7 protein-coding genes are annotated in these 13,570 nt (G+C 60.1%); 6 read left to right on the top strand and 1 reads right to left on the bottom strand.

Translation table 11 applies throughout. From position 1 onward, the window contains the following. Window positions 1-76 precede the first annotated feature (76 nt). From ASC74_RS20980 to ASC74_RS20970, 3 genes are all read left to right on the top strand, one after another. On the top strand, window positions 77-3,124 hold the full coding sequence (locus ASC74_RS20980; protein ID WP_056743705.1) for an autotransporter serine protease: 3,048 nt from the start codon (window positions 77-79) through the stop codon (window positions 3,122-3,124). Between the two features lie 23 nt (window positions 3,125-3,147). Beyond that, window positions 3,148-4,836 carry a polyurethane esterase gene (locus ASC74_RS20975; RefSeq protein ID WP_056743703.1) on the top strand — a complete coding sequence of 563 codons (1,689 nt, stop codon included), beginning with the start codon at window positions 3,148-3,150 and terminating at the stop codon, window positions 4,834-4,836. 95 nt (window positions 4,837-4,931) lie between these two features. Then, window positions 4,932-6,785, top strand: coding sequence for a polyurethane esterase (locus ASC74_RS20970; RefSeq protein WP_056743701.1), 1,854 nt, complete (start codon window positions 4,932-4,934; stop codon window positions 6,783-6,785). A 119-nt stretch (window positions 6,786-6,904) separates the two neighbouring features. Here the strand turns inward: ASC74_RS20970 and ASC74_RS20965 are convergent, their stop codons facing one another. Next, the gene (locus ASC74_RS20965; RefSeq protein WP_056743698.1) at window positions 6,905-7,129 is read right to left on the bottom strand and encodes a YgdI/YgdR family lipoprotein; all 225 of its coding nucleotides are present in this window, start codon (window positions 7,127-7,129) and stop codon (window positions 6,905-6,907) included. 208 nt (window positions 7,130-7,337) lie between these two features. On the opposite strand from ASC74_RS20965, the gene ASC74_RS20960 reads away from it, so the two are divergent. From ASC74_RS20960 to ASC74_RS20950, 3 genes are all read left to right on the top strand, one after another. Continuing rightward, the gene (locus tag ASC74_RS20960; RefSeq protein WP_056743696.1) at window positions 7,338-9,005 is read left to right on the top strand and encodes a VRR-NUC domain-containing protein; all 1,668 of its coding nucleotides are present in this window, start codon (window positions 7,338-7,340) and stop codon (window positions 9,003-9,005) included. Next, window positions 9,002-11,278 carry an ATP-dependent DNA helicase gene (locus tag ASC74_RS20955; RefSeq protein ID WP_056743747.1) on the top strand — a complete coding sequence of 759 codons (2,277 nt, stop codon included), beginning with the start codon at window positions 9,002-9,004 and terminating at the stop codon, window positions 11,276-11,278. The genes ASC74_RS20960 and ASC74_RS20955 overlap by 4 nt, the downstream gene beginning before the upstream one ends. Before the next feature lie 123 nt (window positions 11,279-11,401). Next, window positions 11,402-13,324, top strand: coding sequence for a hybrid sensor histidine kinase/response regulator (locus ASC74_RS20950; RefSeq protein WP_056743694.1), 1,923 nt, complete (start codon window positions 11,402-11,404; stop codon window positions 13,322-13,324). Window positions 13,325-13,570: the final 246 nt, after the last annotated feature.

Raw genomic sequence — 13,570 nt, 5'->3', positions numbered from 1 at the left:
GGGCGTGCTTCACAAATAGAAATAGGTGCTTTCAAGGCACAGGGATTTTGGCAACACAACTAAGGACGGTAGCTGGATGAATAACAAGCACAACAACCTTGCCTTGCTTTGCGCATTGGCCACCCTCGGTACCGCGCAAGCGGCGCCTTACGTGGAAAACGGTAGAGCAGGCGATCCCAACAGTTGGCGCAGCACTGAATTCAATGCCGATTGGGGGCTGGGAGCGGTCAACGCACAAGAGGCCTACGCTGCCGGTTACACCGGTAAAGGCGTGAAGCTGGGGATCTTCGACCAACCGGTCTACGCCGCGCATCCGGAGTTTTCCGGCACCAACAAGGTGATCACTCTGGTCACCAGCGGCATTCGCGAATACACCGACCCGTACATCCCGGTCAAAGCTGGCGATGCCTTTCGCTACGACGGTTCGCCCTCGATCGGTTCCGACGGCGAACTGGGTGCCCACGGCACCCACGTTGGCGGGATCGCTGCCGGCAGTCGCGATGGCGGCCCGATGCATGGCGTGGCGTTCGGCGCGCAGATCATCAGTGCGGACAACGGTGATCCGGGCCCGGAGGACGGCATCATTCGCGGCAACGACGGCGCGGTCTACAAGGCTGGTTGGGATGCCTTGATCGCCAGCGGCGCGCGGATCATCAACAACAGTTGGGGCATCGGCATCACCGATCGCTTCGACCTCGGCGGACGCAACCCCGCCTACCCGCATTTCACCGTGCAGGACGCGCAATTGCAGTTCAACGAGATCCGTCCGTTGCTCGGGACCAAACCGGGCGGAGCCTACGATGGCGCCATCGCGGCGGCCCGCAGCGGTATCGTGACGATCTTCGCGGCCGGCAACGACTACAACCTCAACAACCCGGACGCCATTGCCGGCCTGGGCTATTTCGTCCCGGACATCGCGCCGAACTGGGTGACCGTGGCGGCGTTGCAGAAAAACCCGGACCTCAACAGCCCGGACCTCTACAACATCAGCACCTTCTCATCGCGCTGCGGCTACACCGCCAGCTTTTGCGTGTCCGCACCGGGCAGCAAGATCTACAGCTCGATCATCAGCGGTACCAACGCCGACAACCTGACCACCGGCTACACCAACTACAACGGCACGTCGATGGCGGCGCCGCATGTCGCCGGTTCCATGGCCGTGTTGATGGAACGCTTCCCGTACATGACCGGCGCCCAGGTCGCCAGCGTACTGCGCACCACGGCCACCGACCTCGGTGCGCCAGGTGTCGATTCGCTGTACGGCTGGGGCATGATCAACCTGCGCAAAGGCATCGATGGCCCGGCGATGTTTGTCACCGAGCAGGACATTCCCGAGGAGTTCCGCATTCAGGGTGCCTATGGTTCCAGTCAGTTTGTGGCGGACTTGCCAGGGATCGGCGCGATCATCGACGCGGGAAAACCGACTCAACGCGTGTGCAATGACGTGCACTGCGGCCTCGACACGTGGCGCAACGACATTTCCGGCCATGGTGGCCTGACCAAACAGGGCATCGGCACGCTGGTGCTGACCGGCGCCAACACCTACGCCGGCCCGACCCTGGTCAATCAGGGCCGCTTGGCCATCAACGGCTCGCTGCTCTCGGCGGTCACCGTCAACGACAGCGGGATCCTCGGCGGTAATGGCCGCATCGGCGCATTGACCGCGAAAAGCGGTGGCACCGTGGCGCCAGGCAATTCCATCGGCACCTTGCAAGTGGCGGGCGACGTGACCTTCGAACCTGGCTCGACCTACGCCGTGGAGTTATCGCCGACCAGCAGCGATCAGATCGTGGCGGGCGGCAAAGCCGTGATCGACGGCGCTACCGTCAGCCTGTCCCTGGAAAACAGCCCGACCTTGCTGACCACCCGCGAAGTGAAATCCTTGCTCGGCCATCAGTACAACATTCTGCAAGCGGCCGGCGGGATCGAAGGGCGTTTCGGCGCCGTGCTCCCGGATTATCTGTTCATCGGAGGCACACTCGGCTACTCGGCCAATGGCATCCAACTGGCGGTAGAGCGCAACGCAGCGTCTTTCGCCAGCGTCGGCCAAACCCCGAATCAACGCGCCGTCGCCGCGGCCACCGAGCAACTGGGCGCCGGCAATCCGCTCTATGAAACTTTGCTGTTGTCGCCGACTGCCGCCGTCGCGCAACAAGCCTTCCAGCAACTGTCCGGTGAAATTCATCCGGCAATCGGCACGCTGCTGATCAACGACAGCCGTTACCTGCGCGATGCCGTCGGCGAACGCCTGCGTGAGCGTGATCTGTTCAACGCTGCGGCACCCACCGATGACCGCAGCAACGCCTGGGTCAAAGTCCTCGGCGCCTGGGGCAAGAGCGATGGCGGGCATGACAACGCCAGTTCCAACAGCTCCATCGGCGGCTTGCTGGCCGGTGTCGACGGGCTGATCACTGAAGATACGCGGCTGGGTTTCGTGACCGGTTACAGCGACAGTTCGTTGAGCATGGGCGATGGCACGCATTCGTCAGCCTCCGTCGACAGCTACCACTTGGGCGCCTATCTGGGCCATGAAATCGATGCGCTGCGTCTGAGCGTCGGCGGCGCCTACAGCTGGCACCGCATTGACGTGAAGCGTGACCTGCAATTCGGCGACGTCAGCGGCAAACAGAAATCCAAACGCGATGCGACAACCGCACAACTGTTTACCGAAGCGGCGTATCGCCTGGACCTGCAACCGCTGGCACTGGAACCGTTCGCCAACCTGGCTTACGTGCACCTGAACAGCGACAGCTTCACCGAGAAAGGTGATGCCGCGGCGCTCAAGGGCGGCGAAAACAACCGCGACGCTGTGCTCTCGACCCTCGGCCTGCGGGCGAGCAAAGCGATTGCCCTGTCGGACAAGCAGCAGCTGGAACTGTCCGGCACGCTGGGCTGGCAGCACAACCTGAGCAACACCCGTTCCGAAGACCACCTGGCCTTCGCCAACGGCAACACCGCGTTCAGCGTGCAGAGCGTTTCCCTGGACCGCAACGCCGCCGTTGTGGGTGCGCGGGCCGGTTTGGCGGTGGCGCAGGACGTTCGTTTGAGCCTGGATTACAACGGACTGCTCGGCTCCCGCGAGAAAGACCACGGTGTGGGTCTGACGCTCGACTGGCAGTTCTGATTTGACGCAAAGGAAGCAAACCTATGGGACTGTTTGATTACAAAAATGCTGACGGCAAGGCGTTGTACAGCGACGCCATCGCCCTGACGTTGTACGCGTACACCCCGACGGGGCAGCCACTGCCTGCGACCGGTTGGGCGCCGATTGGCGCTACACAGCTGGGTTATCAACGCAAGGTCGGCGCACAAGGCACCTTCTATGGCGAGAAGGACGGCTTCACCAGCGCCGAAGCCGAAGTACTCGGCAAATACGACGCGGCGGGCAAGCTGATCGGTATCGGCATTGCCTTTCGTGGCACCGGCGGCCTGGGTTACAGCGACACCTTTGGCGACATGAAAAACAACCTGCTGGCGGCTGTCGGCCCGGTGGATTACGCGACGAACTATGCGAAAAACGCCTTCGACAATTTGCTCAAGGACGTCGCCGCGTTTGCGATCGGCCATGGCCTGAACGCCAGGGATGTTCTGGTCAGCGGTCACAGTCTCGGCGGATTAGGGGTCAACAGCCTCGCCGAACTGAGCGGCGACAACTGGGGCGGTTTCTTCAAGGAGGCCAACTACGTTGCCTTCGCCTCGCCGACCCAGAGCGCTACTGGCAACAACGTGCTGAACATCGGTTACGAGAACGATCCGGTGTTTCGGGTACTCGACGGCACGACATTCAGCAGCGGCTCCCTGGGCAAGCACGACGGTCATCAGGATTCGGCGACCAACAACATCGTCAACTTCAATGACCAGTACGCGTCCACCGCGCAGAACCTGGTGCCGTTCAGCATCCTCAATCCGCTGAACTGGTCGGCTCACGGCTCGCTGGGGTATGCCGACGGGTTGAACCGGGTGATCGACTCGCGCTTCTACGACCTCACCGACAAGGACTCGACGCTGATCGTGTCCAACCTGGCGGAAGCGTCCCGGGGCAAGACCTGGGTCGAGGACCTCGGTCGCAGCGGCGAACCTCACACCGGCAGCACATTCATCATCGGCACCGACAGCAACGACCTGCTCAAGGGCGGTGCCGGCAATGACTTCATCGAAGGTCGCGATGGCAATGACCGGTTCCGCGATGACGGTGGCTACAACCTCCTGCTGGGCGGCAAGGGCAGCAACACCTTCGAATTGCAGAAGCCGTTGCAGAACTTCAGCTTTGCCAACGACGGCGACGGCACGCTGTACGTGCGGGATGCCTATGGCGGCATCAGCATGACTCGCGACATCGGCGCGCTGGTCAGTCAGGAGTCGGGCTCATGGTGGGGGAGCAAGGAGGTGACTTACAGCGTGACCGCCAACGGTTTGCTCAATGGCAGCGAACTGACCCACTACAACCACTCGCTCAACGGTGACGCCTACGGCAACACACTGGCGGCCACTGTCGACGGCGACTGGTTGTTCGGCAATGCCGGCGACGACCTGCTGCGCAGCGACAAAAGCCACGTGACCTTCGTCGGTGGCGTGGGCAATGACGTGATGCAGGCCTCGGGTGGCAACAACACGTTCCTGTTCAGCGGCGCCTTCGGTTTCGACGTGGTCAATGGCTACCAGAGCAACGACAAACTTCTGTTCATGGGCGTTCAGGGCGCGGGGCAGGGTTATGACTACACGCAACACGCTTCGCAGTCGGGCCATGACACGGTGCTGAAGATTGGCGACTTTGCCGTGACCCTGGTGGGAGTGGGACTGGATAACCTGTCGGCTTCAGGCATTACGTTTGCCTGAGGCTGCATGCACTAAATGCTCCGGGGCGCCTCGTGATCGGGCGTCCTGGTTGTGAGCTATCTCTAACAATTCCAACAAAGAGAGAGGCAATACCAATGGGTGTGTACGACTACAAAAACTTCGGTACAGCCAATTCCAAAGCGTTATTTACCGACGCGATGGCGATCACGCTGTATTCCTACCACAACCTGGATAACGGCTTTGCCACCGGTTATCAGCACAACGGCTTCGGCCTTGGCTTGCCGGCGACACTGGTGACCGCGCTGATCGGCGGCACCGACTCCCAGGGCGTCATTCCCGGAATCCCATGGAACCCCGATTCGGAAAAAGCCGCGCTGAACGCGGTGCAGAAAGCCGGCTGGACGCCCATCACCGCCACGCAACTGGGCTATGACGGCAAGGTCGATGCACGTGGAACGTTCTTCGGCGAGAAAACCGGGTACACCAGCGCTCAGGTGGAAATCCTCGGCAAGTACGACGCGCAGGGTCATCTCAGCGAAATCGGTATCGCCTTTCGCGGCACCAGCGGCCCACGAGAAAGCCAGATCAGCGATTCCATCGGCGATGTGATCAATGATCTGCTGGCGGCGTTGGGGCCAAAGGATTATGCCAAGAACTACGTCGGCGAAGCCTTCGGCGACCTGCTCAGCGACGTGGCGGCATTTGCCCGGGCCAATGGCCTGTCGGGCAAGGACGTGCTGGTCAGCGGCCATAGCCTCGGCGGGTTGGCGGTCAATAGCCTGGCAGACTTGAGCAACGACAAGTGGGCCGGGTTCTACCAGGATTCCAACTACATCGCCTACGCCTCGCCGACCCAAAGCAGCACCGACAAAGTGCTGAACGTCGGTTACGAGAACGACCCGGTGTACCGCGCCCTCGATGGTTCATCCTTTAACCTGTCGTCGGTGGGCGTGCACGATGCCGCCAAGGTCTCGGCGACCGATAACATCGTCAGCTTCAACGACCACTACGCTTCTACAGCGTGGAATGTGCTGCCGTTTTCCATCCTTAACATTCCGACCTGGATCTCTCACTTGCCCACCGCTTATGGCGACGGCATGAACCGGGTGATCGAGTCGAAGTTCTACGACCTCACCAGCAAAGACTCGACGATCATCGTTGCCAACCTGTCGGACCCGGCGCGCGCCAACACTTGGGTTCAGGATCTGAATCGCAACGCTGAAACCCACAAGGGCAGCACGTTCATCATCGGCAGTGACGGCGATGACCTGATTCAGGGTGGCAAGGGCAATGACTACCTGGAAGGCCGCGATGGCAACGACACCTTCCGCGACGGTGGTGGTTACAACATCCTGTTGGGCGGCAAGGGCAACAACGTGCTGGACGTGCAGCAGTCGGTGAAAAATTTCGACTTCGCCAATGACGGCGCCGGAAACCTGTACATCCGCGACGCCAATGGCGGCATCAGCATGACCCGCGACATCGGCAGCATTGTGACCAAGGAGCCGGGGTTTCTGTGGGGGCTGTTCAAGGATGACGTGATCCACAGCGTCACGGCCGAAGGCCTTAAGGCGGGCAACAACCTGACTCAGTACGCGTCTACAGTGAAGGGCGGTGCCGGGGCCGATACGCTCACGGCTCACGCCGGTGGTGATTGGTTGTTGGGGCTGGACGGCAACGACCATTTGCTCGGCGGCAAGGGTAACGACGTGTTTGTCGGCGGGGCGGGCAATGACTTATTGGAGTCGGGGGGCGGGATCGATACGTTCCTGTTTAGCGGCGCGTTTGGTCAGGACCGGGTGGTTGGTTACCAGGCCAGCGACAAACTGGTGTTTCTCGGGGTTCAGGGGGTGATGCCGAACGACGACTATCGGGCGCATGCCACGGCGGTGGGGCACGACACGGTGCTGACGTTTGGGGGGGATTCGGTGACGTTGGTTGGGGTGGGATTGGATAGTTTGTCGGGTACGGGGATTGTTATTACCTGAAGATGATGTGGCCCTGGTAAGGGCCTCTTCGCGAGCAAGCCCGCTCCCACATTGGATCTGTGGTGTACACAAATCCAATGTGGGAGCGGGCTTGCTCGCGAAGAACGATGACTCGGTGCTCAGTCTTCCTTTCGAATCGTGGTCACTTCATCAGCCTTGACCTTCACTTTCGCCCCGGAAATATCTTCGAATTCAAAGAAGCCGTCCTTGGTCTTGGTTTTCGGCATGTCCTTGGTCAAATACTGGGTGCCGTTCTGCAGCGTCACAACCGTTGGTGTCGAGCAACCGGCCAGGGCCAGAAAGGCCGCTACCGCCAGGGGCAGGCCCAGAGTCTTAATATTCATAACCACCTCTCATCCTTCAAAAAAACAGCGCGACTGCCACGGACGAAATCAATCGTCACTGCGCCTCTAACGCGGTTAGGTGCGAGGGAAAGGCAGAAAGTTCATAGACACTCGAAAAATTACCGATTAATGCCGCCGCTTATCCTTTTCCGTTTGCACGGGGCAGGGCGTAGCTGGTATCTGTACGCATAACCAGTACTCGCTCGCCATGGCCTTTTTTCCTGTGACTGCAAACCCTCTCGACGATCCGTTCTACTACTTGAACAACTTCATGCAAGTGCTTGATTGGCTTGAGCTTCGCTATGCCGATGTGCTGAGCGTCGAAGAGCAACACTTCATCCACGAGTTCAAGCGGTTGCCCCGTGAGTCCAGGGCGCTGCTGGTCAGGATGGTGATGCGCAAGGGAATTCACTTCCGGGCGAGCAAGCTGCATTACCTCGAGATCGGCGACATCGTCATCGCCGCCAGACCACTGCTGGCACTGGGCTGGATCGATGAGCAATCGCCGCTGTCGATCGAAGCGCTGTTCGAGGTGCTGCTCAAGGCGGAAACTCTCCAGTGTTTTGGCGCCACCATCGATCAACCCAAGGGAAAAAAGACCGATTGGCTGCCCGCACTGAGCGAACAGTTTCCCCAGGCCCAAAGTTTCGGCCAGTGGTGCCCGTCGCTGGATGACCGATTGTTCAGCCTGACCATCATGGGCCTGTGCGACCGGCTGCGCTTGATGTTTTTCGGCAATCTTTACCAGGATTGGTCCGAATTCGTACTGGCTGACCTGGGCATCTTTACCTATGAAAAAGTCGAGTTCTGCGCCGACTCCCGAGGCCTGCGCAGCCGTGACGACGTGGACGCCTGCCTCTTCCTTCATGAGTGTCAGCAGCATTTTGAGGCCGGCGAAGCCGTGGAAGGCATTGTCGAGCAGATCAAAGGGCTGGCGCTGAGCAATCCCTGGCTGCAAAGACGTCGCGGCAAACTGTTGTTCCAGATCGGTCAACACTGCGAGCGCCTGGCGGATTTCTCTACCGCACTGGCGATCTACCGCGAGTGTGCCTATCCCGGCGCGCGCCTGCGGTTGATTCGCGTATTGGAGCGCTGCGGTGAATACCAGTTGGCCATGGACCTGGCCGTCGCAGTGGAGCAATCGCCGGAAAGTGCCGCCGAACAGCAACAATTGCTGCGTGTGCTGCCCAGGCTGCGGCGCAAGTTGGGCGGTCCGGTGATAAAGCGCTCGTCCCCACGGCAAATGCTGCGCCTGGACCTGCAACTGCCCAGAACCGACCCGGCGCTGTCGGTGGAGTCTTACGTTCAGGCGCATTTGGCGGAAGAATCGGCACCGGTGCATTATGTCGAAAACAGCCTGATCAATTCGCTGTTCGGTCTGCTGTGCTGGCCGGCGATTTTCGCGCCGTTGCCGGGGGCGTTTTTCCACCCGTTCCAGCGTGGGCCGGTGGATCTGCTCAATGAGGACTTTCACGCACGCCGCGCGGAGCTGTTCCAGGACTGCCTGGCGGAACTCGATGACGAGCGTTACCGCCAGACAATTCGCGAACGCTATGCCAGCAAGTGGGGCGTGCAGTCGCCCTTCGTGTTCTGGGGTGTGCTGAGCGAAGAATTGCTCGATCAGGCACTCGATTGCTTGCCGGCCGAACACCTCAAGCACTGGTTCAATCGACTGCTGTTGGACATCAAGGCCAATCGCGCCGGCATGCCGGACCTGATCCAGTTTTGGCCGCAGGACAAAACCTACCGGATGATCGAAGTCAAAGGCCCCGGTGATCGCCTGCAAGACAACCAATTGCGCTGGCTCGAGTTCTGTCATGAGCACCAGATGCCGATTGCTGTCTGCTACGTGCAATGGGCGGAGCAGGGCGCTTGAGTTACAGCATCGCGGTGCGGGCGCTGTGTGAATTCACCGCCAAGGCCGGTGACCTCGATCTGCGTTTCACGCCTTCGCCGACGGCGCTGGAAGGGATTGTCGGGCACCGTACGGTGGCGTCCCGGCGCAGCGAGGGCTACCAGAGTGAAGTCGCGCTTGAAGGCCAGTATCAAACGTTAAAGATAAAGGGCCGGGCCGACGGCTACGACCCCGCGCAAAACTGCCTGGAAGAAGTCAAAACCTATCGCGGCGACTTGAGCAAACAACCGGCCAACCACCGTCAGCTGCACTGGGCGCAGGCGAAGATTTACGGTTGGTTGATGTGTCAGAAACTGGAGCTGGCGCAGATCAATCTGGCCCTGGTGTATTTCGACATCGTCAGCGAAAAGGAAACCTGCCTGGTCGAAGCGTTCAGCGCCGCGCAACTGCGGCTGTTCTTCGAACAACATTGCGCCTTGTTCCTGCACTGGGCCGAGCAGGAAATGGCTCATCGCGAAGGGCGAAATCAGGCGGCGCAACAACTGGCGTTTCCCCACGCCGACTTTCGACCGGGGCAGCGTCATTTGGCGGAATCGGTGTTCAAGGCCGTCAGCACCGGTCGTTGCTTGATGGCCCAGGCGCCCACGGGGATCGGCAAGACGGTCGGCACGCTGTTCCCGATGCTCAAGGCCCTGGCGCCGCAGCAACTGGACAAGGTGTTTTTCCTCACGGCGAAAACCCCGGGGCGCAAACTGGCACTGGACGCCGCGCAAGTGATCCTCGACAGCGCCAACGCGCCACCCTTGCGGGTGCTCGAAATGATCGCCCGGGACAAGGCTTGCGAGCATCCAGACAAAGCCTGTCACGGCGAATCCTGCCCGCTGGCCCAAGGGTTTTATGATCGCTTGCCCGCCGCTCGCCAGGCGGCCAGCACGTTGTCCCTGCTGAACCAGAACGCGTTGCGCGAGGTCGCCCTGCAACACGACGTCTGTCCCTACTACCTGAGCCAGGAAATGGCCCGCTGGGCGGACGTGGTGGTCGCCGATTACAACTACTATTTCGATTTCAGCGCGCTGCTGTTCGGGCTGGCCCAGGCCAATAACTGGAACGTCGCGGTGCTGGTGGACGAAGCGCACAACCTGGTGGAGCGCGGCCGGCAGATGTACAGCGCCAGCCTCGACCAATCGACCCTCAACGGCGTACGAAAAACCGCGCCCGAAGCGTTGAAAAAACCCTTGCAACGGGTCAATCGTGAGTGGAATGCCCTGCATAATCTGCAACTCGGCGCCTATCAGGCCTATGACAAGGCGCCGGAAAAACTGCTCCAGGCGTTGTCGTCGTGCAGCGCGAGCATCGGCGATTACCTGAACGATCATCCGCAGGGCCTGGACGGAGCGTTACAGAACTTCTATTTCGACATGCTGCAGTTTTGCCGGGTGGCCGAGCTCTTTGATGAACAGTTCCTGTTCGACATCAGCAAGCGCGACCTCGACCGCCAACGCAACCTGTCGCAGCTGTGCCTGCGCAACGTGGTGCCCGCCGGCTTCATCCGCCCACGCCTGACGGCTGCACGCAGCAGCGTGCTGTTTTCCGCGACCCTGAGCCCTCGCCACTACTATGCCGATCTGCTCGGCACGCCAGCGAACACGGTGTGGATAGACGTTGAATCGCCATTTCACGCCGATCAGCTGCAAGTGCACATCGTCAGCCAGATCTCCACCCGGTTCGTCCATCGCCAGTCATCCCTTGCGCCGATCGTCGAGCTGATCGCCCGGCAGTTCAGCCAGCGTCCCGGCAACTACCTGGCGTTTTTCAGCAGCTTCGATTATTTGCAGCAAGTGGCGCAGTTGCTGGCCGAGAAACACCCATACATCAATCTGTGGTCGCAGTCCCGGGGGATGGGGGAAGGACAGCGTCAGGACTTTCTCGATCAGTTCACCGCCGAGAGTCAGGGCGTCGGTTTCGCGGTGCTGGGCGGGGCGTTTGGCGAAGGCATCGACTTGCCGGGCGCGCGACTGATCGGAGCGTTTATCGCCACCCTCGGACTGGCGCAACTCAACCCGGTCAACGAGCAGTTGAAACAGCGCATGGCAGCAATATTCGGCGCCGGTTATGACTACACTTACCTGTTTCCCGGTGTGCAGAAAGTGGTGCAGGCGGCGGGGAGGGTGATCCGCACCCAGCAGGATCAAGGGGTGGTGATGTTGATCGATGACCGGTTTGGCGATAGCAAGGTCAAGCAGTTACTGCCGCGTTGGTGGTCGATTGCGCCAGCCTCTATTGCAACTCAGTGAACGTATGACCACCCGGTAATCTGAGGCATACGTTCCAGAGCCGCCACCCAGCGTTATTTTCGAACTTTCCAAATTTTCGGTTTGTCGCATACTCCAGAAAAACGAGAGTGACGTGAGGGATCAATGAACGAGGATCGGACCAAAGCCAACGCCATCGACGACAGTCGTTTTCGCCTGTTGATCGATGCTGTGATTGACTACGCGATCTACATGATTGATCCCGATGGCATCATCACCAGCTGGAACGCCGGCGCCAAGCGTTTCAAGGGGTATGAAGAGGCCGAGATTCTCGGTCAGCACTTTTCGCGGTTCTATACCGAAGAGGATCGCAGTACCGGTTTGCCCCGGCGAGCGCTGGACACGGCGATCAGGGAAGGGCGTTTCGAGGGGGAAGGCTGGCGGGTTCGCAAGGACGGCACACATTTCTGGTGCCACGTCGTCATTGATCCGATTCTCGACCCGTCGGGCACGTTGCTGGGGTTTGCCAAGATCACCCGGGACCTGACCGACCGCAAAATGGCCGAAGAAGTCCTCAAGCAAAGCGAGCAGCAATTCCGCCTATTGGTTCAAAGCGTCACTGACTACGCCATCTACATGCTCACCCCGGATGGCCGCATAACCAACTGGAACCTTGGGGCTCAGCGCATCAAGGGCTACTTGCCCGAAGAAGTCATCGGCCAGCATTTTTCGATGTTTTACACCCCGGAAGACCGCGAGGCCGGCGAACCACAACGGACCCTGGACATTGCAATACGTGAGGGGCGGTTCGAAAACAAAGGCTGGCGTGTTCGCAAGGACGGTACGCGGTTCCTGGCACATGTCGTGGTCGACCCGATTCGGGGCGACACCGGAACGTTACTCGGCTTCGCCAAGATCACCCGCGATATCACCGAAGTCACACAAGCCCAGCAGGCCCTTGAGCAAACCCGCGAAGCGCTGTTTCAGGCGCAGAAGATGCAGGTCATCGGTCAACTCAGTGGTGGTATCGCCCACGACTTCAACAACTTGCTGACCGTCATCCTTGGCAATCTGGAGATCATCCGCAAACGCGTCGGGGACGATTCGAGAATTACCCGATTGGTGGACAACGCCACCCAGGGTGCCCAGCGTGGCGTAACCCTGACTCAGCGCATGCTGGCGTTTGCCAGACGCCAGGAGCTCAAGTCCGAACCTGTCGAGATTCCGAAGCTGGTGCAAGGAATTACCGGACTGTTGCGCAGCTCCCTCGGGCCTTCCGTGGTGCTCGAAACGCGCTTTTCGGCAGAACTTGAACCGGTCATGGCCGACGTCAATCAGCTCGAACTGGCTGTCCTGAACCTGGTGACCAACGCTCGCGATGCAATGCCCCATGGCGGAAAAATCGTGATCAGTGCCCAGACAGATGCTGTTCTGGACAAGGAGCAGCTTTCCCTGGCGCCCGGTCGTTATGTCTGCCTGAGTGTCACCGACACCGGTGAGGGTATGGATGACGCGACGCTGGCATCGGCAACGGACCCTTTTTTCACCACAAAGGGTGTTGGCAAAGGTACTGGCCTGGGGCTGTCGATGGTTCATGGTTTTATCGAGCAATTGGGCGGTCGATTCGTTCTCAAGAGCCTGAAGGACAAAGGTACAACCGCCGAACTGTGGATACCCGTCGCCGCCGCTGGTTCAGTCGCCAAACCTGTTGCCGAGGAGCACGCCGCACCGCCCGTGCCCCGACTGTGTGTGTTGGTGGTGGATGACGACAGTCTGGTATTGACCAGTACCTGCCTGTTGCTCGAGGACCTGGGGCATCGAGTGATCAGTGCAGTGTCCGGTGCACAGGCGCTGGCCATGTTCGACAGCGAACAGGCGATTGATCTGGTCATCACCGACATGGCCATGCCACAGATGAATGGCGCGCAACTGGCGCAGGCCATCCGGATCATTAAGCCGAGCCTGCCGATCATTCTTGCCACTGGTTACGCCGAGCGCCTGGAAGGTTTCGCCACCAGACTTCCACGCCTGTCCAAACCCTTTACCCAAATCAACCTGGTGGAAATCATCGCCACGACTATGAAGTGACAACGCGTGCTCAGTGTTTGGCCGCTTTTGTGGTGTACATATCCGTTTCTGCGGTCATGGCGGCTATTGGTTTCGCTTTTACAGCGAGTCACTTGGAAAAGCCCCAAGTAACCAAGGGCTCTTGCCCCGCCATTCGGTGCCTCGCTGTGGCTCGGCATGCCCTCACTCCGGCATTGCTCCGGGGGCCCGCCGCCATCGGCCATCCATGGCCGGGGGCGGCTACCGCGGCATCCTTGCCGCGGTGCC

The sequence above is a fragment of the Pseudomonas sp. Root329 genome (genome assembly GCF_001424925.1).
Lineage (GTDB): Bacteria > Pseudomonadota > Gammaproteobacteria > Pseudomonadales > Pseudomonadaceae > Aquipseudomonas > Aquipseudomonas arabinosi.
Note: the sequence above shows the minus strand (reverse complement) of the source record. Positions and strands in the feature narration are given on the sequence as shown.